Origin of the sequence: Streptomyces sp. NPDC058086 (assembly GCF_042885015.1) — a bacterium.
Classification (GTDB): Bacteria; Actinomycetota; Actinomycetes; order Streptomycetales; family Streptomycetaceae; genus Streptomyces.
In genome coordinates this window covers 65,758-88,531 of record NZ_JBHVST010000042.1, presented here as the reverse complement: position 1 = coordinate 88,531, position 22,774 = coordinate 65,758, and the positions used below count along the sequence as shown (strand labels likewise).

17 protein-coding genes are annotated in these 22,774 nt (G+C 71.3%); 5 read left to right on the top strand and 12 right to left on the bottom strand.

Annotated elements, in window-relative coordinates; all coding sequences use genetic code 11:
* Positions 1-130: 130 nt before the first annotated feature.
* Together ACFVWD_RS29190 and ACFVWD_RS29185 are read right to left on the bottom strand one after the other, a co-directional pair.
* The gene (locus tag ACFVWD_RS29190) at positions 131-586 is read right to left on the bottom strand and encodes a DoxX family protein (protein WP_389600326.1); all 456 of its coding nucleotides are present in this window, start codon (positions 584-586) and stop codon (positions 131-133) included.
* Between the two features lie 91 nt (positions 587-677).
* Entirely contained in the window at positions 678-1,724 is a 1,047-nt protein-coding gene (locus ACFVWD_RS29185) for an acyltransferase domain-containing protein (protein ID WP_389600324.1), read from the bottom strand.
* A 64-nt stretch (positions 1,725-1,788) separates the two neighbouring features.
* Here ACFVWD_RS29185 and ACFVWD_RS29180 point away from each other — a divergent pair, with 64 nt between their 5' ends.
* Complete coding sequence (locus ACFVWD_RS29180; RefSeq protein WP_389600322.1) at positions 1,789-2,055, top strand: DUF6343 family protein; 267 nt, start codon at positions 1,789-1,791, stop codon at positions 2,053-2,055.
* Positions 2,056-2,093: 38 nt separating this feature from the next.
* Here ACFVWD_RS29180 and ACFVWD_RS29175 read toward each other — a convergent pair whose 3' ends face one another.
* The 5 genes from ACFVWD_RS29175 to rpsA form a co-directional block, all read right to left on the bottom strand.
* The gene (locus ACFVWD_RS29175) at positions 2,094-2,474 is read right to left on the bottom strand and encodes a tetratricopeptide repeat protein (RefSeq protein ID WP_054235974.1); all 381 of its coding nucleotides are present in this window, start codon (positions 2,472-2,474) and stop codon (positions 2,094-2,096) included.
* Between the two features lie 50 nt (positions 2,475-2,524).
* The gene (gene coaE, locus ACFVWD_RS29170; protein ID WP_389600320.1) at positions 2,525-3,133 is read right to left on the bottom strand and encodes a dephospho-CoA kinase; all 609 of its coding nucleotides are present in this window, start codon (positions 3,131-3,133) and stop codon (positions 2,525-2,527) included.
* 152 nt (positions 3,134-3,285) lie between these two features.
* Entirely contained in the window at positions 3,286-4,224 is a 939-nt protein-coding gene (locus ACFVWD_RS29165; protein WP_389600318.1) for a PAC2 family protein, read from the bottom strand.
* Between the two features lie 147 nt (positions 4,225-4,371).
* A complete protein-coding gene (locus ACFVWD_RS29160) occupies positions 4,372-5,898 on the bottom strand; it encodes a flavin monoamine oxidase family protein (protein WP_389600336.1) in 1,527 nt (508 codons plus the stop codon).
* 330 nt (positions 5,899-6,228) lie between these two features.
* Entirely contained in the window at positions 6,229-7,728 is a 1,500-nt protein-coding gene (rpsA, locus tag ACFVWD_RS29155; protein WP_384905964.1) for a 30S ribosomal protein S1, read from the bottom strand.
* Between the two features lie 334 nt (positions 7,729-8,062).
* On the opposite strand from rpsA, the gene ACFVWD_RS29150 reads away from it, so the two are divergent.
* Together ACFVWD_RS29150 and hrpB are read left to right on the top strand one after the other, a co-directional pair.
* The gene (locus ACFVWD_RS29150) at positions 8,063-8,944 is read left to right on the top strand and encodes a class I SAM-dependent methyltransferase (protein ID WP_389600316.1); all 882 of its coding nucleotides are present in this window, start codon (positions 8,063-8,065) and stop codon (positions 8,942-8,944) included.
* A 4-nt stretch (positions 8,945-8,948) separates the two neighbouring features.
* Positions 8,949-11,519 carry an ATP-dependent helicase HrpB gene (gene hrpB / locus ACFVWD_RS29145; protein WP_389600314.1) on the top strand — a complete coding sequence of 857 codons (2,571 nt, stop codon included), beginning with the start codon at positions 8,949-8,951 and terminating at the stop codon, positions 11,517-11,519.
* Here hrpB and ACFVWD_RS29140 read toward each other — a convergent pair.
* The 3 genes from ACFVWD_RS29140 to ACFVWD_RS29130 form a co-directional block, all read right to left on the bottom strand.
* Complete coding sequence (locus ACFVWD_RS29140) at positions 11,509-12,501, bottom strand: DUF3068 domain-containing protein (RefSeq protein ID WP_389600312.1); 993 nt, start codon at positions 12,499-12,501, stop codon at positions 11,509-11,511. The two genes, hrpB and ACFVWD_RS29140, sit on opposite strands and share 11 nt — an antisense overlap.
* 39 nt (positions 12,502-12,540) lie before the next feature.
* Positions 12,541-12,675: an SPW_0924 family protein gene (locus ACFVWD_RS29135; protein ID WP_107469484.1), complete on the bottom strand. Its 135-nt coding sequence runs from the start codon at positions 12,673-12,675 to the stop codon at positions 12,541-12,543.
* A 154-nt stretch (positions 12,676-12,829) separates the two neighbouring features.
* On the bottom strand, positions 12,830-14,557 hold the full coding sequence (locus tag ACFVWD_RS29130; protein ID WP_389600311.1) for a lytic transglycosylase domain-containing protein: 1,728 nt from the start codon (positions 14,555-14,557) through the stop codon (positions 12,830-12,832).
* Positions 14,558-14,813: 256 nt separating this feature from the next.
* Between ACFVWD_RS29130 and ACFVWD_RS29125 the strand changes: the two genes are divergently transcribed.
* Positions 14,814-15,668: a DUF4184 family protein gene (locus ACFVWD_RS29125; RefSeq protein WP_389600334.1), complete on the top strand. Its 855-nt coding sequence runs from the start codon at positions 14,814-14,816 to the stop codon at positions 15,666-15,668.
* On the opposite strand, the gene ACFVWD_RS29120 is transcribed toward ACFVWD_RS29125, so the two are convergent.
* Both ACFVWD_RS29120 and polA read right to left on the bottom strand, forming a co-directional pair.
* Positions 15,589-16,551 carry a serine hydrolase gene (locus tag ACFVWD_RS29120; RefSeq protein ID WP_389600309.1) on the bottom strand — a complete coding sequence of 321 codons (963 nt, stop codon included), beginning with the start codon at positions 16,549-16,551 and terminating at the stop codon, positions 15,589-15,591. The genes ACFVWD_RS29125 and ACFVWD_RS29120 overlap by 80 nt on opposite strands.
* 1,037 nt (positions 16,552-17,588) lie before the next feature.
* Positions 17,589-20,318 carry a DNA polymerase I gene (gene polA / locus ACFVWD_RS29115; protein ID WP_389600307.1) on the bottom strand — a complete coding sequence of 910 codons (2,730 nt, stop codon included), beginning with the start codon at positions 20,316-20,318 and terminating at the stop codon, positions 17,589-17,591.
* Positions 20,319-20,440: 122 nt separating this feature from the next.
* On the opposite strand from polA, the gene ACFVWD_RS29110 reads away from it, so the two are divergent.
* Complete coding sequence (locus tag ACFVWD_RS29110) at positions 20,441-22,720, top strand: FdhF/YdeP family oxidoreductase (protein WP_389600305.1); 2,280 nt, start codon at positions 20,441-20,443, stop codon at positions 22,718-22,720.
* The last annotated feature ends 54 nt before the right edge of the window (positions 22,721-22,774 follow it).

Here is a 22,774-nt window from a genome sequence, read left to right as displayed (position 1 = left end):
CGCACCGCCACGGCGCCGTCGCCCCCCCCCCCCCGCCACCCCCCGGCGCGCCCCCCGCCGCCCGGGGGGGGCCCCCGGGCGATTTGGGCCCCCCCCCGACGTCGTACGGCCGTCGTGCGCCGTCACCGGGTCATACCCGTCGCCGCACCCACCGGACCAGCTCGGTGGTGTGGCCCCTCCTGGCCCACGCGATCAGCGCGAGCGGCAGGATCAGGACGAGCGGGGTCGCCACGTACGGCCCGTGGATGACGGTGACGTTCACGACGAAGGCGCCCACCATCAGCGCGCTGAGCGCCACCGCCGCCACCGAGGACAGCGGCGGGATCAGCAGGGCGAGGCCTCCGGCGAGTTCGAGCGCGCCGATGAGGTACATCCCCGTGCTGCCCCAGCCGAGCTTGTCGAACGCCTCGGCGGCCGACGGGTGCGCGATCAGCTTCGGCAGCGCGCTCGCGAGCGCGTAGAAGAGACCGAGCACGATCTGCAGCGCGCCCAGGGAGATCCGGGCACCGCGGCGGGTCTTCAGCGAAGAGGAGCTGGTGGTGGAGGTGGGGGCGAGCGTGGTGACGGGGACGGTGGTCTCGGACATGAGGGTCTCCTGTGCGAAGCGGTACGCGTTGCTGTCGCAGGGGTAGACCGGGGGCGCGTCCGGAACTCATCGCCGTGGACCGGACAACGGGCTACAGCGCGAACCAGCCGTGCCCGACGTACCAGTGCCCGCCCCCGCGCAGATGGTCCCCCACCGCGCGCTCCACCGTGCTCCGGCGCGGCAGCGCGCGCGTGGGCAGCTCCGGATCGCCGAAGACGAAGCCGACCGGCACCCCGTCGTCCGGGGTCGTCTCCTGGTACGCGATCCGGAAGCGTTCCTGGAAGCGGATGATGTTCGAGTCCGCCGGGAGATACCGCCCGAGCTGTGGATCGAGCAGCCAGGAGTGGCACACGGCGACTTCAAGGCGCTCGTCGGGATAGTGCCGGGCGAAGAACTCCCGTGCCAGCGCGAGCGACCGCTCACAGGCGGCGGGGGACAGCGGCCCGTGGAAGTCGGGTATGTGCAGGCTCAGACACGCGTCGCCAGGGCCGGCGTCGAGGCCCGCCGCCGCGACGGCCCGCCCCGTGCGCCGACCGAGCCGCGACCGCTGGAACTGCAGCCGGCCCAGCTGGAACAGCTCACCGTGGAAGTGCAGGGCGATCCACCAGGGGAACAGCAGCCCCGGCGTCCCGAGCCGTCTGTGGTGCACGGACACATGTCGGCCGAGGTCGGCCAGGGTGCGCCGGGACACGTCGTCGGGGATGCCTCGCCCGCGGTGGTAGGCCCGGACGTACGGGAGCGCCGCGACGAAGACGTACAGGTGGAAGCAGCGCCCGAGCGGCCCCGCCGACTCGGGGAACGCGGGCGGCTCCCACCCCTTGCCGATCTCCCCCATGTCCCGGACGAAGCGGCCGACGCACCAGGCGAGGAGCGTCATCGCCTCCGGGTCGGCCACCAGCCGGCCGCGCAGCGCGACGAGTTCGTTGATGTGCTCGTGGGCCACGGTCAGGTCGAGCAGGAGGTCCGGCAGCTCGTCCGCGTCCGGGAGCACCGCCTCCAGCCGCGGAGCGCCCTCGCTCTCCAGGTCCCTCAGCCACTCGGCGAGCCTCGCGTCCGCCCGCAGCGCCTCCAGCAGCACCCGCGCCTCCCGTCGGTCCGGCCGCCGCCCGCTCTCGGCGGCCCCTTGGTCAACGTGCACGACGAAGAGTACGTTTCCAGTAGGAGCGATGGTCACGGATCAGCGTCACGGAGTAGTGATCCGTATGCGTACAGGCAGTGAACCGACGACGGCGCGCAGCGCCCTGCGCATGCGCTTGTGGCTGAGTGTCTGGGGACTGGTCTGGGCGATCTTCGGTACGGCCGCGTTCGCGCTGGTCGGACGCCCCGGCTGGGCGGCCGCGTGCGGGGTGCTGTGGCTGATCGTCACCGTCGACATGACCGTGATCCTGCGCCACATCCATCAGGGGCCGCACTACCAGCCGGGCCGCGACATCCCGCCGTACCGGCCTCCGGAGCACCGTCACCCGTAGCGGATCGGCGACGGCCACGACGAGTCACGACTCGCGACTCACGAGTCGAAGCGCGCCGCTTCCAGGTACTGGGGCTTCGGGTCGAGCGCCGCCGCCAGCCTGAAGTGCCGCTTCGCCTGGTCGGGACGGAGCTGGCGCTCATAGGTGCGGGCGAGCGCGAAATGCGCGAACGCGTTGTCCGGCTCGCGCTCCAGGACGATCGTGAACTCCAGCTCGGCGGGCCGCAGTTGCGCGGCGGCGAAGAAGGCACGCGCGCGCAGCAGTCGGGCGGCGGTGTTCTCCGGGTGCGCGGCGATCACTGGGTCGAGCAGCTTCACCGCGCCCCGCGGGTCCCGCGCGGCGAGCAGTTGCTCGGCGGCACGGAAGTCGATGACATGCGTCTCCGGAGTACGTCCGGTCGATCCGCTGGTCTCGGGCACGGCAGAGTCCTTCCCTCGCTGAACGGGTTCAACGCCCCCGTCGAGGGCGGCTATTCCTTGCGGGCGTATGCCCGGCGGACGAGATCCGCCCAAACCTCCCGTACGCGCGCCTCCAGCTCCCCCAGGGGGACGTCGTTGTCGATGACGACGTCCGCGATCCCCAGCCGCTTCTCGCGGGTGGCCTGGGCGGCCATGCGGGCGCGGGCGTCCTCCTCGGCCATGCCGCGCAGCCGCACGAGACGGTCGAGCTGGGTCTCGGGGCTGGCGTCGACGACGACCACGAGGTCGTACAGCGGTCCGAGGGCGTTCTCGGCGAGCAGCGGGACGTCGTGGATCACGACGGCGTCCTCGGCCGCGGCGCTCTCCAGCTCGCGGGAGCGGGCGCCCACCAGGGGGTGCACGATCGAGTTCAGGACGGCGAGTTTCTCGGGGTCGGTGAAGACGATCGAGCCCAGCTTGGGGCGGTCCAGACCGCCGTCGGGTGCGAGCACGTCCGGCCCGAACGCGTCGACGACGGCCGCGAGCCCGGGAGTTCCGGGCGCGACGACCTCCCGCGCGATCAGGTCCGCGTCGATCAGCACCGCGCCGAGCCGCACGAGCAGCCTCGACACCTCGCTCTTGCCGGCGCCGATACCGCCGGTCAGGCCAACCTTCAGCATGACCGAGAGCTTAGGGCCTGCCGGTGACAAGCCCCCCGCGCCCCCCCCAAAAGGGCCTGTGCGCAAGCGCGAAGAGGCCTACGTGCGCCCCCGACCTACGCGTCGGCTCCCGCCCTACGCGTCGCCCCCGCCCCTACGCGTCGCCCCCGCCCCTACGCGTCACCCTCGCGCTCCGCCAGGAAGCGCTCGAACTCCAACCCGATCTCGTCCGCCGACGGTATGTCCACCGGCTCCGCGAGCATGTTGCCCCGCGTCTCGGCACCCGCGGCGGCGTCGTACTGGTGCTCGAGACCCTGGACCAGGGCCACGAGCTCCTCGTCGCCCTCCTGGATCTGCCGGTCGATCTCCGTCTGGGTGCGGTGCGCCTCGGTGCGCAGGGAGTGCGCGATGGCGGGGAGCACCAGGCCCGTGCCACCCGTGATGCCCTCCAGGACGGTCAGCGCCGCGTCCGGGTACGGGGAGCGGGCGATGTAGTGCGGGACGTGCGCGGCGACGCCCAGGACGTCGTGTCCGGCCTCCATGAGGCGGTACTCGACGAGGGACTCGGCGCTGCCGGGGACCTGCGCCTCGTCGAAGGGGCTGCGGTGGCCCGGCACCAGGTCGGTGCGGTTGCCGTGCGGGGTGAGGCCCACGGGGCGGGTGTGCGGGACGCCCATGGGGATGCCGTGGAAGTTCACGGACAGCCGGACGCCGAGCCGCTCCACGATCTGCTGGACGGCGGCGGCGAAGCGCTCCCACTCGACGTCCGGCTCGGGCCCCGACAGCAGCAGGAAGGGCGCGCCCGTGGCGTCCTGGACGAGCCGCACCTCCAGCGTGGGCTCCTCGTAGTCGGTCCAGCGGTCGCGCTTGAACGTCAGCAGCGGGCGGCGCGCCCGGTAGTCCACGAGCCGGTCGTGGTCGAAACGGGCCACGACCTGGTGGGGCAGCGAGTCGAGCAGACGGTCGACGATCTGGTCGCCCGTTTCGCCCGCGTCGATGTATCCGTCGAAGTGGTAGAGCATGACCAGACCGGCCGACTCCTGGGCGAGTGCCATGTCCACCACGGCCAGGCCCTTCGGCTCCCATGCGTACAAACCCTGCGGATCAAGCACTGTGACCGCTCCTCCTCGTGTTCGTACTTCACAACGTGGTGAGGATCGCGAGCATTCCCCGGACCGCTCTTTTTGGGACTCGGTTCGCCTCCGGGGCGCACCAGCGCGCCCCTTCGGCTCACTCGCCGGGTTCGTCGCCCCAAATACCTACGCCGACAGCACGCGTGTGTGCAGCGCGGTGACCGCCTTGCGGGCGGAGGTGAACGCCCCGTGCTGCCATGCGTCGGTGTAGCTGAGCCAGTCGCCCGCGAAGTAGACGCGCCCCGTGGGCTCGTTCAGCGGTTTGTAGCGGACGTCATCGGGGCCGCCGGGGGTGTTGTGCCAGGCGGCCTCCAGGTGCGGTGTCTGGCGCCAGTGGTGCGAGAAGGAGGACGCGAGTTCGGTGCGGTACTTCTCGCCGTAGATCTTCACCCCGGCCGCCACGGCACGCTTCTCGCGCTCCTTGGGGGTGAGTGCGGCGTACGAGTCGGCGTCGCCGTCGTAGTTGTAGTAGCCGATCATCACGCCGCGCGCGCCGTGGAAGCCGTACGAGGGGTGCCAGATGTGCGTGACGTCCTGGTCGGTCTCGGTGATACCGCCGTAGATGTGGTGATCGAGCTCCCACCAGCGGGAACGGTATTCGAGCCCGATCTTCGCCGCTGACGAGGGAGTGATCGCCTCCAGGGCGCTCTGCACTCCGGAGCCGAGGTTGTGCGGGATCTTGGCGAGGATGTTGGGCGGGAGGGCGCCGACGCAGTAGTCGGCTTCGATCACCTTCGTACGGCCTGACTGGGTGTAGGTGACCGAAACGCCGTTCCCCTTGTCGGTGATTTTGGAGACCACGGCCCCTGTACGGACGCGGTGGGCGCCTATCGCCCTGGTGAGCGCGCGCGGTATCTGGTCCATACCGCCCACCGGCTGGAACATCAGCATCGCCTGGTCGAAGCCGAACTCGAAGGAGAAGTAGCGGCCGACACCGGACGCGAGGACGCCGGAGGCAGACGGAACGTCACCGAGGAGCGCTCCGGGGGTGCCGGCTGCGGCCGGGACGGTCGTGTATCCGCGGCGCTCGCCGCCCTCGTACGTCAGCTTGTCGCCCAGCTCCCCCCAGTCCTTGAGGAACTCGACGAGCTTCTCCTGGTCGGTGGCGGTCATCTCCTTGTCCAGGGCTCCCTTGTCGGTGGCCTTGGCGAGCAACTCGGAGACATAGCCGTACACATCGGCCTTCGCGGTGCGGTACCGCACGGGCTTCTTCATCCCGGTGGACTCGTTGAAGAGGTACGCGTCCGCGTTGACGTTGGTGAACACCTCGATGGGGACACCGAGTTCGCGGCAGTAGTCGAGGGTGACCATCCACTGGGGGATGCGGGCGGGGCCGCAGTTCATGTACTGGCCGTCGCTGAAGCGGGCCGTCTGCGTGTTGCCGAGGAGGTCGGTGGTGGTGTCGCCGCCGCGGACCGTGAAGTTGCGGCCGCCGGTGCGGCCTCTGGCCTCCAGGACCGTACAGTCGTAGCCCGCTTTGCCGAGTTCGTACGCGGAGGCCAGGCCGGCGATGCCGCCGCCGACGACGACCACCTTGGCGGCGCCGCGGCCGGTGAGGGTGAAGTCGCCCGGCTGCGGGGCGCGGAAGGGCTGTTCGCGCTGGGCGGCCTCGGCCGTGGGCGCGAGGCCGAGGGCACCCATGGTGGCGAGCATGGTGCCCGCGCCACCCGTGAGACCCACGTTGCGCAGGAAGGAACGCCGGCTCGTGCCAGGACCGCTCTGAGGTTGTGCCATGACGGGGGCTCCCCTTTCGATCTTGAACGACCGGGGAAGCCTCCCAACGAAGAGTTACGGCCCGTCAGTTACTCGTGTATCCCGCACGTTTCTGCGACCGCACACGTGCGGCCCGCTGGACGGCCAAGGGGACGACGGGGAACGACTGGGGAGGAAACGCACTGAGGGCCCGCACCCAGATGGGTGCGGGCCCTCAGTCATGCACTACTGCCCGGCAGTCACGTTCGACTGCCTAGCGGTGAGCTGCGTTCAGCTCTGGCCGCCGGCGAGCTTCTCGCGGAGAGCAGCCAGGGCCTCGTCCGACGCCAGGGCGCCGGAGGTGTCGTCCGACTCCGAGGAGTACGAACCGCCACCGGAGGCGGCCGGAGCCGCACTCGTGGAGGTGGCACCCTCGGCCTCGGCCTGAGCGTCGGCCTCGCGGGACTTGATGACCTGAGCCTGGTGCTGCTCGAAGCGCGACTGCGCCTCGGCGTACTGGTGCTCCCACGCCTCGCGCTGGGTCTCGTAGCCCTCGAGCCAGTCGTTGGTCTCGGGGTCGAAGCCCTCGGGGTAGATGTAGTTGCCCTGGTCGTCGTAGGACGCGGCCATGCCGTACAGGGTCGGGTCGAACTCGACCGAGGCCGGGTCGGCACCGAAGGACTCGTTGGCCTGCTTCAGCGAGAGGCTGATGCGGCGGCGCTCGAGGTCGATGTCGATGACCTTGACGAAGATCTCGTCGTTGACCTGGACGACCTGCTCCGGGATCTCCACGTGGCGCTCGGCCAGCTCGGAGATGTGGACCAGGCCCTCGATGCCCTCGTCCACGCGGACGAACGCACCGAACGGAACGAGCTTCGTGACCTTACCCGGGACGACCTGACCGATCTGGTGCGTACGGGCGAACTGCTGCCACGGGTCTTCCTGCGTCGCCTTGAGCGACAGGGAGACGCGCTCGCGGTCCATGTCGACGTCGAGGACCTCGACGGTGACTTCCTGGCCGACCTCGACAACCTCGGAGGGGTGGTCGATGTGCTTCCAGGAGAGCTCGGAGACGTGCACGAGACCGTCGACGCCACCCAGGTCCACGAAGGCACCGAAGTTGACGATCGAGGAGACGACGCCGGAGCGGACCTGACCCTTCTGCAGGGTGGTGAGGAACGTCTGGCGAACCTCGGACTGGGTCTGCTCCAGCCAGGCACGGCGGGACAGGACCACGTTGTTGCGGTTCTTGTCCAGCTCGATGATCTTGGCCTCGAGCTCCTTGCCCACGTAGGGCTGGAGGTCGCGGACACGGCGCATCTCGACGAGAGAAGCCGGCAGGAAGCCACGGAGGCCGATGTCGAGGATGAGACCACCCTTGACGACCTCGATGACGGTACCGGTGACGATGCCGTCCTCTTCCTTGATCTTCTCGATGGTGCCCCAGGCGCGCTCGTACTGGGCGCGCTTCTTCGAGAGGATCAGGCGGCCTTCCTTGTCCTCCTTCTGGAGAACAAGGGCTTCGATCTCGTCACCGACGGCGACGACCTCGTTCGGGTCGACGTCGTGCTTGATCGAGAGCTCGCGGCTCGGGATGACACCTTCGGTCTTGTAACCGATGTCGAGCAGGACCTCGTCCCGGTCGACCTTCACGATGACGCCGTCGACGATGTCGCCGTCGTTGAAGTACTTGATCGTCTCGTCGATCGCGGCGAGGAAGGCTTCCTCGTTACCGATGTCGTTGACCGCTACCTGCGGCGTGGTAGAGGTGGTCTCGGTGCTGCTCGTCATGTGGGAAAGGGCTCCGGTACGGACAGTGAGTCGTAGGTACTGCTTACGCCGGGAGCCCGTTTCGCCCTGTAGAAGCCGGACAGCCAGGAAACGCCCACCCGGTGACCCGGAGGCGCCTCGTAACCGAGGGGACATACATACAGATGCGAGCGCAGCCTGCTACGTCTGAGGAGCGCAGGCCCGCAGCGCAACTTGTAGCATACGGGGGCAGCCGGGCAGGGTCAATGCGCGAAGGCGCACACCCGGGGCGGATCGCCGCAATCCCGGCACAAAACCTGTCTCACGAGGCCACGCGGGCCATAGGCAGCCCCTGCCGTGACACTCCCGAGACCGGTTGGAGCCGCAGACTAATACGAGGGAGCCGATCATCCAAGAGCCTCAGATCCACGAACCGGAACACTCCGAGGTCCGGGAGCCCGAACCCGCCGAGCCGGAGGCGACCCGGCGCGACGCGGGCGTCACGGAGAGCTCCCGCGCCAACCGCGGCTGGTGGGACCGGAACGCGGACGACTACCAGACAGAACACGGCACGTTCCTCGGGGACGACCGTTTCGTATGGGGCCCTGAGGGCCTCGACGAGGTGGAGGCCGAGCTGCTCGGCCCGCCGGAGGACCTCAAGGACAAGAACATCCTGGAGATCGGCGCCGGCGCGGCCCAGTGCTCGCGCTGGCTGGCCGCCCAGGGGGCCCGTCCGGTCGCTCTGGACCTCTCCCACCGCCAGCTTCAGCACGCGCTGCGCATAGGCGGCCGGGTGCCCCTCGTGGAGGCCGACGCGGGCGCGCTGCCCTTCGCGGACGGCTCCTTCGACCTCGCGTGCTCGGCGTACGGCGCGTTGCCGTTCGTCGCCGACCCGGTGCGTGTCCTGAAGGAGGTCCACCGGGTGCTGCGCCCCGGCGGCCGCTTCGTCTTCTCCGTGACGCACCCGATCCGCTGGGCCTTCCCTGACGAGCCCGGCCCCGAGGGTCTGTCCGTCTCGTCCTCCTACTTCGACCGCACTCCCTACGTCGAGCAGGACGAGGAGGGCCACGCGGTGTACGTCGAGCACCACAGGACGGTCGGCGACCGGGTACGGGACGTGGTGGCCGGGGGCTTCCGGCTGATCGACCTGGTCGAGCCGCAGTGGCCCGCCTGGAACACCCAGGAGTGGGGCGGCTGGTCCCCGCTGCGCGGAAACCTGATCCCCGGTACGGCGATCTTCGTGTGCGTACGAGACTGAACGGGTGATCCGTTACGACGCCCTGGACGCGCTGCCCGTACGCGGCGCCCTGCCCGCCCTGGACGACGCCCTGGAGGATGGCGGCAGCGCCGTGCTCGTGGCGCCGCCCGGGACCGGCAAGACGACCCTCGTACCGCTGGCGCTCGCCGGACTCCTCGGCCACCCGGGTGACGGGCTGCCGGCGCGCCGGGTCGTGGTCGCCGAGCCGCGGCGGATCGCCGCCCGGGCCGCGGCTCGGCGGATGGCGTGGCTGCTCGGCGAGAAGGTCGGCGAAAGCGTCGGGTTCACCGTGCGCGGGGAGCGGGTCGTGGGGCCACGCGCGCGTGTGGAGGTCGTCACGACGGGTGTCCTCCTCCAACGGCTCCAGCGGGACCAGGAGCTCGCGGGCGTCGACGTGGTGGTGCTCGACGAGTGCCACGAACGTCATCTGGACGCCGACACGGTCGCGGCGTTCCTCCTGGACGTACGGGACGCGCTCCGTCCCGAGCTGCGGCTCGTGGCCGCCTCGGCGACCACGGACGCGGCGGGGTGGGCGCGGCTGCTCGGCGACGCCCCCGTCGTCGCGGCGGAGGGCGTCTCGTATCCGGTGGACGTGGAGTGGGCGCCTCCGGTACGTCCGGTACGGCCGCCGCACGGCATGCGGGTCGACCCGGCACTGCTGACACATGTCGCGTCGGTGGTGCGGCGGGCACTGGCGGAGTGCGAGGGGGACGTCCTCTGCTTCCTCCCCGGGGTCGGGGAGATCGCGCGGGTGGCGGGCGGGCTGAAGGATCTGGGCGGCCGGGTCGACCTGCTCCAGGTGCACGGGCGGGCGCCCGCCGCCGTGCAGGACGCGGTGCTGTCACCGGGGAGCGGGGACCGGCGCCGGGTGGTCCTGGCGACCTCCGTGGCGGAGTCGTCGCTGACGGTTCCGGGGGTACGGGTGGTCGTCGACTCCGGGCTGGCGCGGGAGCCGCGGGTGGACCACGCGCGCGGGCTGAGCGCGCTGACGACGGTACGGGCCTCGCAGGCGGCCGGGCGGCAGCGGGCGGGGCGGGCCGGGCGTGAGGCGCCGGGGCGGGTGTACCGGTGCTGGACGGAGGCCGAGGATGCCCGTCTGCCGCGTTTTCCCGCCCCTGAGATCAAGGTGGCCGACCTGACGGCGTTCGCGCTGCAGGCGGCCTGCTGGGGCGATCCCGGGGCGACGGGGCTGGCGCTGCTGGACCCGCCGCCGGGCGGGGCGATGGCGGCGGCGCGGTCCGTTCTGTCTGCGGTGGGTGCCGTGGACGCGGCCGGCCGGGCCACGGAACGGGGTGTCCGCATGTCCCGGCTGGGCCTGCACCCCCGGCTCGCCCGCGCGCTGCTGGACGCGGCCCCCGTGGTGGGTGCCGACCGCGCTGCCGAAGTGGTCGCCCTCCTGAGCGAGGAACCGCCCCGCGAGTACGGCGACGACCTGGCCGGGGCCTGGAGACTGGCCCGACGCGGCGACGACCCCTACGCGTCCCGCTGGCGCACCGAATCCCGACGCCTGCGCTCCGCGTCGACGGGCCTTTCCCACCCACCCGCCCGGGACAGCGCCCGCGGTGGCGGGCTCGAAGGCGGTCCGTGGCCGGCCGGTGGCGGTGACGATCGCGTCGTCGGGCTGGTGGCTGCCCTGGCGTTCCCCGAGCGGCTCGCGCAGGCCCAGGGCGGCTCGTACCTCATGCTGAACGGCACCCGTGCCGACATCGGTGACGGCTCGGCCCTGCGCGGCTCGCCCTGGCTGGCGGTCGCCGTGGCCGATCGGCCGGTCGGGGCCGGGCACGCGCGTGTGCGGCTTGCCGCGGTGGTCGACGAGGAGACGGCACGGCGGGCCGCGGCGCCCCTGCTCAGCGAGGGGGACGAGGTCCACTGGGCCGACGGCGACGTCGTCGCGCGGCGGGTCGAACGGCTCGGGGCCGTGGAGCTGGCGGTGCGTCCGCTGAAGAACGCCGACCCCGGGCTCGTACGGGAGGCGTTGCTCGAAGGGCTGCGGGAGGACGGGTTCGGGCTGTTGCGGTGGTCCCCGGATGCCGAGGGGCTGCGGCGGCGGCTCGGGTTTCTGCGGCTGCGCCTGGGCGACCCCTGGCCCGATGTGTCCGACGACGCGCTCCACGCGCGTGTGGACGAATGGCTGGAGCCGGAGCTCGGCCGTGCCCGGCGGCGGGCCGATCTGGCGCGGATCGACGCCGGGCAGGCGCTGAACCGGCTGCTGCCCTGGGCCACGGGAGACGCGGCCCGGCTGGACGATCTCGCGCCCGAACGGATCGAGGTGCCCAGTGGGTCCAGGATCCGGATCGACTACGTCGACCCCGAGCAGCCGGTGCTCGCCGTCAAGCTGCAGGAGATGTTCGGGCTGCACGAGTCACCGGCCGTCGCCGGGGTGCCCGTGGTCGTCCATCTGCTCTCGCCCGCCGGGCGCCCCGCCGCCGTCACCGCCGACCTCGCCTCGTTCTGGAAGGACGGGTACAAGGCGGTGCGGGCGGAGCTGCGGGGCCGCTACCCCAAGCATCCGTGGCCCGAGGACCCGGCCACCGCCGAGCCGACCCGGCACACGAACGCGCGGCTCAGGCGTTGACCGGCTCCGGTTCCACCGCCTCCGTGGGGGCCGGGTCGCCCGGGCGGCGGCTGCGCGCCTCCAGGTAGAGGGAGAGGGACAGCACAGCCGCGCCCAGGAGCAGGAAGCCCCACGGCAGGTACGACGTCAGCAGCAGGATCAGGGTGCGGTTGGACTTGACCAGGGCGACGGTGTGCTTGATGTAGTCCTCGCGCATCTTCACGTGTCCGGCGAAGGCGGTCACCTTGTCGCGGTCCCCGAGGAGGGTGCCGCCCCGCAGCTCCTCCTTGTGGATCTCCTCGCCGTAGACCGGCGCCCCGGTGACCGGTTCCACCCAGAACTTGCGGACGGTCGTGTACCAGCGTGTCGTGCCCGTCTTGGCGACCGACTCCGCAGTGATGCCCTGGACCGGCATGACCTTGGGGAACTTGACCTTCGTCCAGGGGATGGTCTGCTCGAAGTAGTAGACCTTGACCCCGCGGAAGCTCTGGGTGCCCTTGTAGTGGATGGGGGCCGAGGTGCGGGTCTGCGCGTCGAAGTACTCGTAGTCCCGTTTCTCCGTGTGGAAGGGCCACTTGAACTCGATGCCCTCGCGTGTGACGGGGTCGCCGTCGACGGACTCCCCGGTGGCGTGGACGGGGTCCTGGCTGTGCGCGTCGAAGATGTAGCGCTCGGGGAGCTTGGAGACCATCTTCCCGTCGGGGCCCTGCACATAGGAGAGGCTGTCCCAGACGACGACGTCGCGGCCCGCCGTCCTCTCGATGCGGTCGGAGGCCTCGACGTTGCCCTTCAGGGTCTGCACGATGGTGACCTTGGGGACCTTCTTGGCCTGCATGGTGCCGTAGTCGAGCAGGGTCGCGTCCTTCGCCTCCAGGACCATGTCCTGGTACTGGTTGGCGGGGATCTTCGCCAGCCGCGGGAAGGCGTACCAGCGCAGCAGCGGGGACAGCGCCGCGAAGAACACGGCGAAGGCGAGCAGGATCAGGCTGGCCTTGCGGCGCATCTCGGCGTCCCTCCCTGAGAGTTGCGGATGCCCTGAGCGCTACGGGTGCGCGGGCACGGTCGTCAGCAGCGGCTTGGGCGAGGTCCTGCCTGCCGGTGAGCCCATGGCCGTGATCGTGAGCACCAGGGCGAACGCCACGGCGAGACCGGTCGCGGCGGCGATGAGGGCGCGCATGCGGGGCCTCCCGGGGGGACGGCGGATCGGGAACTGATACCTCGTCAGATCCGGCACCGTAGCAACGGCGGGGCTAGATGAGAACACCTTGCGCACACGAACGAGGGTGCCCCTGCGCCGACAGGCGGAGGGGCACCCTGGACGCGCGTACGGCCTACGAGGCGGCCGCGGCGACCTTCAGCTCGACCGTCAGCACCGCGCCGCCCGTGGTGTTGACGCGGAGCAGGAACGTGCCGGTCGCGTCGTCCGCGTACAGCTTGGGGAGCTTGAGCACGCCGTCCGCGTCCGTCGTGAGGTCCGTGAGGGTGCGGATCGTCTTGCCGTCCGCGTCCTTGAAGTACGGGCCCTTGTCGTTCTCGGTCGCGTCGTCCGCCGACTTGATGAGCGTCGCGGTGGCCGCGACCTTGCCGGCGACGGCACCCTTGTAGGTGGCCTTCATCTCGACCTGGTCGGCGAACTCACCGCCCGGCACGCAGGTCAGCGCGGTGTCGCTGGTGCGGGTGAGGGTGTCGGCCTGGCGCGGGGTGACGGTGGCCGTGTAGTCGAGGCCGCCCAGGACACGGCCCACGACGGTGGCGCGGACGGTGAAGTCGCCGGTCTTCTCCCCCGCCACGAGCGCGGGCGCGGTGGCCGTGCCCGTGCTGCCGGTGACGACCGTGGCGACGCTCTCGCCGCCGGTGAAGGTGGCGTCCGTGTCGCCGATGATCGTGAACCGCACCCGGACCTTCGCCACGCCCTTGCTCGCCTTGGACTCGGCCCGCACGGCGACCTTGGCACCGAAGGCGCTGCCCGCCGTCGCCGTGAGCTTCCCGGTGTTCGCGTCCTCCAGATGGTCCACCGTCTGGGTGGGCGTGGGAGGCGTCGGGCTCGGTGCGGGTGAACTGGGCGCGGGCGGCTTCGGGGTGGGGCTCGTCGAGCCGCCGCTGCCCGGCTTGGGGGTGCCCGGCTTGGAGGTACCCGGTGTGCTCGGTGTGCTCGGCGTGCTCGGCGTCGAGGACGCGGGCGTGGACGGGCTGGGGCTCGCCCCGGGGTGGCTGTTGCTGCTGTTCGAGGGCAGGGTGCCCGTACCGTCCGGGACCTCGTGGGTGCCCTTGCGGTAGTACTCCAGCCACGACAGAACCGTGTTGAGGTACGCCGTCGAGTTGTTGTAGTTCAGGATCGCGGCGTTCATCTGCGACTGCACGGACAGGTCCCGGTCGAACCGGCACAGGTAGTGGCCGGCCGCGAGCGCCGCGTCGTAGACGTTGTTGGGGTCCTTCTTGCCGTCGCCGTTGCCGTCGCGGCCCGCCCACGCCCAGGTGGAGGGGATGAACTGCATGGGGCCCACGGCCCGGTCGTAGGCCGGGTCGCCGTCGTACGCGCCGTTGTCGGTGTCGGCGATCAGAGCGAAGCCGTTGCCGTCGAGCTTGGGGCCGAGGATCGGCGAGTACGTCGTGCCGCTCGCGTCGACCCGGCCGCCGCGGGCCTGGCCGGACTCGACCTTGCCGATGGCGGCGAGGAGTTGCCAGGGCAGGTTGCAGCCCGGCTTGGAGGCACGCAGCTCGGCCTCGGCCTTCTTGTAGGCGTCGAGGACGGTCGCGGGTATGCCGGCCTCGGCCTCGCCCACGGAGACGGGCGTGCCGGTGGCCGGGCTCGCCGACGGGCTCGGGTTGGGGCTCTTCAGCGGCGGAAGGTCGGTGTAGTACGGCGAGTCGCCGGTCGCGCCGCCGCCTGCGCCGCCGGTGTTCGCGTCCCCCGATGGCTGGGCGGCGCCGGCGGCCTGTCTGCCGAGGTCGTCGGTGGTCACTCCGGGTGCCTGGGAAGCGGACAGGGCCGCGACCGCGACCGCGGCCACGGCGGTGGTCGTCGCTCCCTTGCGCAGTCTGCCGAAATGCGCCGCCATTGAGTGAACCCCTCCCGTGGACGACCGCCCGCGCACCGTGCGTTCGCTGGCTCAGTGACCCAGGCGACCCTACGACAACTTCCGTCGCCCGGGCACCCGTTCGTGCCCGATTTTCACCGGTTGGCCATGTGGGGTTGTCCGAGAGAACACGCGCCCGAGGGTGGAGCCCGCGGTCATTTTCCTACGTCCCACATACTGGGCGTCGGAGATCACCGGGGCCGACATGTCAGACCAACGTCTGCCACAGGGGGACGCTTTGCCCTTCACCCTCAGCCACGCGGCGGCCGTACTGCCCGCCGTGCGCGGCGACGGAAGCGGCCGCGGCCGCCTCGCGCCCGCGGCACTCGTGGCCGGTTCCTTCGCCCCCGACATGACCTACTACGCGGCGAGCGTGGTCCCCGGAGCGATGGAGTTCGGCGACTTCACGCACTCCTTCACCGGTGTCCTCACCTTCGACGTGCTCGTCGCCTGGGCGTTGGTGGGTGCCTGGCTGGTTGTGCGCGAACCGTTGGTGGCGCTGCTGCCACGGGCCCGTCAGGGCCGCCCCGCTGCCCTGCTGCGCTGCGGGACACCGCGCGGGCAGGTGCGCTCCTCGGCGGCACTGTGGTGGTACGCCTCCGCGGTGCTCGGCGCGCTGACACACGTCGTGTGGGACGCGTTCACGCACCACGACCGGTGGGGAGTACGGCTGGTCCCCGTCCTGTCGCGGAACGCCGACGGCACGCCGGTGTTCACCTACGCGCAGTACGGCAGTTCGCTGGTGGGCGCCGTCGTGATCGTGGCCTTCGTGGCCGTCGCGCTGCGCCGGGCGCCCTCGGCCGAACCGGTGGGGGTGCCGGTGCTGTCGCGTTCCGACCGGTGGCTGGCGGCTTCCGTCATCGGCGGCTGCGGGCTGGTGGGCGCCGTGCAGCGGGCTTCACGCTGGTGGGCCTACTGGGGCGCCCGCGCGAAGCCCTGGGAGTTGATCCCGGCGCTCTGTTTCGGCGCGGGTGCGGGTCTCGTGCTCGGTCTCGCGCTGTACGCCGTCGGGGTCAGGGTGTGGCGTCCCGCTCCGGCTCGTCCCAGCCCGGCACCGGCCCGCTCGGCGCCGAACCGTCCGACACCTCGCTGATCCTGTTCTGCGGAGTGGAGCCCTGGACGGCGCCGCGCCCACGGTTGAGGCCGCGGTGGACGGCCTGGGCGATGCGTTCGATGGTGCGGACCCCGTACGTCATCGTCGGGTTGTCGTGCGACAGGACGACGATGCGGTAGGTGCGGTCGGAGCCGGTGAACACGCCGACGCTGTGGACGCGCCAGCCGTGGGTGGACCGGGGCAGCCAGCCGTTCTTGATGTGCGCCTGCACGCCGCGCGGCATGCCGGCGGGGACACCCCAGCGCTGGTCGCCGCGGACCTGGCTGAGCAGTTTCAGGCCGTAGGCGCGGCTCCTCAGGAAGGAACGGGGGCCGGTGAGCACGCCCAGCAGCCGCATCTGGTCGGCGGCCGTGGTGCGGGTCAGGCCCCAGTAGCCGGCCGGGCCGAGCTCGGTGCGGCGCGTTCCGACACGGTCCAGGAAGTGGCTGAGGTAGGTGCGGCCCAGGTCGTTCCACAGATGCTGGGCCGCGGTGTTGTCCGAGATGGTGATCATGGGGCGTACGTTGGCGCGCTCCCATTTCGTGAGGGTGCGCCGCAGCTCGTCCGCGCGGCGCAGGGTGGCTTCCATGATCGTGAGCTTGACGACACTCGCCGAGTCGTACTGACGCTCGCTTGCGAAGGCGCAGGTCAGGTCGCTGATGTCGTCGCGCACCGCCACGGCGACGGTGCCCTGGCGTGACGACAGCACCGTCCTGATGTCGCGGGACATCCGGGCGGCGAGCTCGGGGTTGCGGGTGGAACGGCAGGCCGCGGGCACCTGGGCGGTGCTCGCGCTCGCGGCCACCGCGGGTACCGGCGCGAGCAGCGCCGAGACAACGGCTGTGGCCAACGCCGTGCGACGGTTGAGCATGCTTGTACCCATGCCCGCATCCTTACGGTCCCCTTGCACGGGGGGCGTCTTTGCGAGGGCCACGCGAGTGACGGTTCCCTCCGGGGGGCGAGCGGATCCCACCTCCCCTGCGCCTCCGGCCCACCGAAGAGGGCTCATGCCCTACGGGCAGCCAACGCAAGGACTCCACCCTGCGGGCAGCTCGCAAGGCGGGGCGGAGGGCGACTTTCCCTGCGGGCGGCTCGCGGGGCGGGGCGCGGGGGCGACTCTCCCAGCGGGCGGCACGCACGACGGAGCCGAGGCAGACATCCCCTGCGGGCAGCACGCAAGGCGGAGCATGGGGGCGACTCTCCCAGCGGGCGGCACGCACGACGGAGCTGAGGCAGACATCCCCTGCGGGCAGCACGCAAGGCGGAGCACGGGGGCGACTCTCCCAGCGGGCGGCACGCACGACGGAGCTGAGGCAGACATCCCCTGCGGGCAGCACGCACGACGGAGCGCGGGGGCGACTCTCCCAGCGGCGGCTCGCACGACGGAGCTGAGGCAGACATCCCCTGCGGGCAGCACGCACGACGGAGCGCGGGGGCGACTCTCCCAGCGGCGGCTCGCACGACGGAGCTGAGGCAGACATCCCCTGCGGGCAGCACGCAAGGCGGAGCGCGGGGCGGCTTGCGCCGCAAGCGGCTGCGAGGGGGGTGCCCTGTGGGCGGGGGCTTCCCCTAGCGGGGTGGAGCAGCTGTCCACACCGGCGCGCAAGCCGCCCGAAGGGCACCCGCCGCCGGGAGCGGGCGGAGCCACGACCAGCGCCACCCGGGACCGAACCGGCCCGGCGCCGGGACCCGCGGCCGGGGCCCGGGGCGCGAGGCCTGGGGCCGGGACCGAGCCCGACGCCGGACCCGAGGCCAGGACCCGGAACCGGGACCGAGGCCAGGACCGGACCCGAGGCCAGGACCGGGCCCGAGGCCAGGACCCGGGGCCGGGACCGGGACCGGGGTCCTGGGCCGGAAACCTGGGCCGGGGTCCTAGGCCGGAAACCTGGGCCGGGGTTCCAGGGTCTCGTTCGCCGGAGGCTAGTGCGCTGCGGATTCCCAGTCGGGGCCCGCCCCGACGGACACGTCGAGGGGCGCCCGGAGATGAACGGCGGACGCCATCTCGCGGCGGACGAGTTCCTCGGTCTTCGCGCGCTCTCCCGGGGCGATCTCCAGGACGATTTCGTCGTGGACCTGGAGGAGCATGCGGGACTTGAGCTCGGCCTCGCGCAGCGCCCGGTCCACGTTCAGCATCGCGATCTTGACGATGTCCGCAGCCGTGCCCTGGATGGGGGCGTTGAGCGCCATGCGCTCGGCGGCCTCACGACGCTGCCGGTTGTCGCTGTTGAGGTCGGGCAGATAGCGGCGGCGCCCGAAGAGCGTCGCCGTGTAGCCCGTGGCGCGGGCCTCGTCGACCACCCGGCGCAGATAGTCCCGCACCCCGCCGAAACGCTCGAAGTACGTGTCCATCAACGCACGCGCCTCACCCGCGTCGATGTTCAGCTGCTGGGAGAGACCGAACGCCGACAGCCCGTAGGCGAGGCCGTACGACATCGCCTTGATCTTGCGGCGCATCTCCGCGTCGACCGCCGAACGCTCGACCGAGAACACCTGCGACGCCACCGTCGTGTGAAGGTCCTCGCCCGACGTGAACGCCTCCAACAGGCCCTCGTCCTCGGACAGATGGGCCATCACGCGCAGTTCGATCTGGCTGTAGTCGGCCGTCATGAGGGACTCGAAGCCCTCGCCGACCACGAAGCCGCGGCGGATCGCGCGGCCCTCCTCCGTACGGACCGGGATGTTCTGCAGGTTCGGGTCCACCGACGAGAGCCGGCCCGTCGCGGCCACCGTCTGGTTGAACGTGGTGTGGATGCGGCCGTCCGCGGCGATCGTCTTGATCAGGCCCTCGACCGTCACCCGCAGCCTGGCCTGCTCACGGTGGCGCAGCATGATGACCGGCAGCTCGTGGTCGGTCTGCGTGGCCAGCCAGGCCAGCGCGTCCGCGTCCGTCGTGTAACCGGTCTTCGTCTTCTTCGTCTTGGGCAGGTCCAGCTCGCCGAAGAAGACCTCCTGGAGCTGCTTGGGCGAGCCGAGGTTGAACTCGTGCCCGACGGAGGCGTGGGCCTCCTTCACCGCCTGCTGCACGGCTCCGGCGAACATCTGCTCCATGGCTTCCAGGTGCGCCCGGTCCGCCGCGATGCCGTGCCGCTCCAGCCGGGCCAGCAGCGCCGACGTGGGCAGCTCCATGTCGCGCAGCAGCTCGGCCGCGCCGACCTCCGCCAGCTTCTCGCCGAACGCCTCGCCCAGGTCGAGGATCGTGCGGGCCTGCACCATCAGCGCCTCGGCCTCGGCCTGGTCGTCCGCGCCGAAGGCCAGCTGACCGTCGGCCGCGGCGGCGGGCCCCAGCTCCCGGCCCAGGTACTCCAGGGACAGCGCGTCCAGCGCGAAGGAGCGGCGGCCGGGCTTCACCAGATACGCGGCGAGCGCGGTGTCCATGGACACGCCCTCGATCGTCCACCCGTGCTCGGCGAAGACCCGCATCGCACCCTTGGCGTTGTGCAGCACCTTGGGCTTCTTCGGGTCGGCGAGCCACTTCGCGAACGCGTTCTCGTCGGCCTCGTCCAGCCGCGAGGGGTCGAACCACGCCGCCGCCCCGTCCGCCGCGGCGAGCGCGACCTCGGCCACCGAGCCCGAACCCAGCGCCCAGGTGTCGACGGTGGCCAGACCCAGGACCGCCTTGCCGTCGTGCTCGGCGAGCCACGGCTTCAGCTCGCCCGCACCCAGCACGGCCCCGTCCAGCTCGACACCCTCGACGACCGGAGCGGCCGCCTCGGCCTCCGCCGACCCGGGATCGACGGCGAAGAGCCGCTCACGCAGGGAAGGGTTACGGATCTCCAGGGTGTCCAGGACCATCACGACCGCCGTACGGTCGTACGCCGCGCGCTCCAGGTCGGTGACCGTCTTCGGGAGCTCGACGTCCTTCACCATCTCGGTGAGACGGCGGTTGAGCTTCACCGCCTCCAGGTGGTCGCGGAGGTTCTGCCCGGCCTTGCCCTTGACCTCGTCGACACGCTCGACGAGGTCCGCGAACGAACCGAACTGGTTGATCCACTTCGCGGCCGTCTTCTCACCGACGCCGGGGATGCCCGGCAGGTTGTCCGACGGGTCGCCGCGCAGCGCCGCGAAGTCGGGGTACTGCGCCGGCGTCAACCCGTACTTCTCGACGACCTTCTCCGGAGTGAAGCGGGTCAGCTCGGAGACGCCCTTCGTGGGGTACAGCACCGTCGTGTGCTCGGACACCAGCTGGAAGGAGTCACGGTCACCCGTGACGATCAGGACCTCGAAGCCCTCGGCCTCGGCCTGCGTGGCGAGCGTCGCGATGATGTCGTCGGCCTCGAAGCCGTCGACCGCGAACCGCTGCGCGTGCATCGCGTCCAGCAGCTCGCCGATCAGCTCGACCTGCCCCTTGAACTCGTCCGGGGTCTTCGAACGGTTCGCCTTGTACTCCGTGAACTCCTCGGAGCGCCACGTCTTGCGCGAGACGTCGAACGCCACCGCGAAATGCGTGGGCGCCTCGTCGCGCAGCGTGTTCGCCAGCATCGACGCGAAACCATAGATCGCGTTCGTCGGCTGACCCGTCGCGGTCGTGAAATTCTCCGCGGGCAGCGCGAAGAACGCGCGGTACGCCAGCGAGTGCCCATCCATGAGCATCAGCCTCGGACGGCCCGCACCTGCGGCTTTCTCGGTCTTCTTCGATGCTGTTTCTGCCACGCCCCCGATCCTCGCACGCCCCACTGACAGTGCGGACCTCCCGGGACCGGCCGCCGTCGTCGTCACTGGCGCGTGGGAGGATCTGCCCCGTACTTCATACGTGCATGCGAGGGGGTCTCCCGATGGCCAGCAAGCCGCCCAAGAGCGATCCGGTCCAGGACGCGCCGCAGGTCGTCGAGCCGAAGCGTGCCGCGGCCGGGCTGCCCGCCATCGGACACACCCTGCGCATCGCCCAGCAGCAGATGGGGGTGAAGCGCACCGCGCTGACCCTCCTGCGCGTCAATCAGAAGGACGGCTTCGACTGCCCGGGCTGCGCCTGGCCCGAGCCGGAGCACCGGCACGCGGCGGAGTTCTGCGAGAACGGCGCGAAGGCGGTCGCCGAGGAGGCCACCCTGCGCCGGGTCACCCCGGACTTCTTCGCCGCGCACCCGGTCACCGACCTGCACGGCCGCAGCGGCTACTGGCTCGGCCAGCAGGGCCGCCTCACCCACCCCATGTACCTGCCCGAGGGCGCCGACCACTACGAGCCGGTCTCCTGGGAGCGTGCCTTCGGCATCGTCGCCGAGGAGCTCGCCGCCCTCGGCTCCCCCGACGAGGCCCTCTTCTACACCTCGGGACGCACGAGCAACGAGGCCGCGTTCCTCTACCAGCTCTTCGCCCGCGAACTCGGCACGAACAACCTCCCGGACTGTTCGAACATGTGCCACGAGTCCTCCGGCTCCGCGCTCTCCGAGACCATCGGCATCGGCAAGGGCAGCGTCCTGCTCGATGACCTCTACAAGGCCGACCTGATCATCGTCGCCGGGCAGAACCCCGGCACCAACCACCCACGCATGCTCTCCGCCCTGGAGAAGGCCAAGGCCAACGGCGCGAAGATCATCAGCGTCAACCCGCTGCCCGAAGCGGGCCTCGCGCGCTTCAAGAACCCGCAGACCCCCCAGGGCATGCTCAAGGGCGCCGCCCTCACCGACCTGTTCCTGCAGATCCGCCTGGGCGGCGACCAGGCCCTCTTCCGCCTCCTGAACAAGCTCGTCCTGGAGACCGAGGGCGCGGTCGACGAGGACTTCATCGCCGAACACACCCACGGCTACGAGGAGTTCGCGGCCGCCGCCCGCACCGCCGACTGGGACGAGACCCTCACCGCCACCGGCCTCACCCGCGAGGAGATCGACGAGACCCTCCGCCTCGTCCTGTCCTCCCGACGCACCATCGTCTGCTGGGCTATGGGCCTCACCCAGCACAAGCACTCCGTGCCCACGATCCGCGAAGTGGTCAACTTCCTGCTGCTGCGCGGCAACATCGGCCGTCCCGGCGCGGGCGTCTGCCCGGTCCGCGGCCACTCGAACGTGCAGGGCGACCGCACCATGGGCATCTTCGAACGCCCCGCCCCGGCCTTCCTGGACGCCCTGGAGAAGGAGTTCGGCTTCGCCCCGCCCCGCGAGCACGGCTACGACGTCGTACGGGCCATCCGCGCCCTGCGCGACGGCGACGCGAAGGTCTTCTTCGCGATGGGCGGCAACTTCGTCTCCGCCTCCCCCGACACCGACGTCACCGAGGCCGCCATGCGCCGCGCCCGCCTCACGGTGCACGTCTCGACCAAGCTCAACCGCTCCCACGTCGTCACCGGAGCCCGCGCCCTGATCCTGCCCACCCTCGGACGGACCGAGCGCGACCTCCAGGGCAGCGGCGAACAGTTCGTGACCGTCGAGGACTCCATGGGCATGGTCCACGCCTCACGCGGCCGTCTGGAGCCCGCGAGCGAGCACCTCCTGTCCGAGCCGGCCATCGTCTGCCGCCTCGCCCGCCGCGTGCTCGGCGACGCCTCCCGCACCCCCTGGGAGGAGTTCGAGAAGGACTACGCCACGATCCGCGACCGCATAGCGCGCGTGATCCCCGGCTTCGACGACTTCAACGCGCGCGTCGCCGACCCCGCGGGCTTCACCCTCCCCCACGCCCCCCGCGACGAACGCCGCTTCCCCACGGCCACCGGCAAGGCCAACTTCACCGCCGCGCCCGTCGAGTACCCGAAGCTCCCCGAAGGCCGCCTGCTCCTGCAGACCCTCCGCTCGCACGACCAGTACAACACCACCATCTACGGCCTCGACGACCGCTACAGGGGCATCAAGAACGGCCGCCGAGTGGTCCTCGTCAACCCCGAGGACGCTCGCGCGCTGAACGTCACCGACGGCTCGTACGTCGACCTCGTCAGCGAATGGCAGGACGGCATGGAGCGGCGCGCCGCGGGCTTCCGCGTCGTGCATTACCCGACCGCCCGCGGCTGCGCCGCCGCGTACTACCCGGAGACCAACGTCCTCGTCCCGCTCGACGCCACCGCGGACACCAGCAACACCCCGGCCAGCAAGTCCGTCGTGGTCCGTCTGGAACAATCGGCCACCGACTGAGCGTTTGCTCAGCCAGTCAGCCAGAGAGATCGACGACGATCGGAGCCGGCCCCC

Coding starts and splice junctions, on each gene's coding strand:
- ACFVWD_RS29190 (WP_389600326.1), bottom strand. CDS start 586: ATGTCCGAGACCACCGTCCCCGTCACCACGCTCGCCCCCACCTCCACC.
- ACFVWD_RS29180 (WP_389600322.1), top strand. CDS start 1,789: ATGCGTACAGGCAGTGAACCGACGACGGCGCGCAGCGCCCTGCGCATG.
- coaE (WP_389600320.1), bottom strand. CDS start 3,133: ATGCTGAAGGTTGGCCTGACCGGCGGTATCGGCGCCGGCAAGAGCGAG.
- ACFVWD_RS29160 (WP_389600336.1), bottom strand. CDS start 5,898: ATGCTCGCCACCATGGGTGCCCTCGGCCTCGCGCCCACGGCCGAGGCC.
- rpsA (WP_384905964.1), bottom strand. CDS start 7,728: ATGACGAGCAGCACCGAGACCACCTCTACCACGCCGCAGGTAGCGGTC.
- ACFVWD_RS29140 (WP_389600312.1), bottom strand. CDS start 12,501: ATGCGCCGCAAGGCCAGCCTGATCCTGCTCGCCTTCGCCGTGTTCTTC.
- ACFVWD_RS29135 (WP_107469484.1), bottom strand. CDS start 12,675: ATGCGCGCCCTCATCGCCGCCGCGACCGGTCTCGCCGTGGCGTTCGCC.
- ACFVWD_RS29130 (WP_389600311.1), bottom strand. CDS start 14,557: ATGGCGGCGCATTTCGGCAGACTGCGCAAGGGAGCGACGACCACCGCC.
- ACFVWD_RS29120 (WP_389600309.1), bottom strand. CDS start 16,551: ATGGGTACAAGCATGCTCAACCGTCGCACGGCGTTGGCCACAGCCGTT.
- ACFVWD_RS29110 (WP_389600305.1), top strand. CDS start 20,441: ATGGCCAGCAAGCCGCCCAAGAGCGATCCGGTCCAGGACGCGCCGCAG.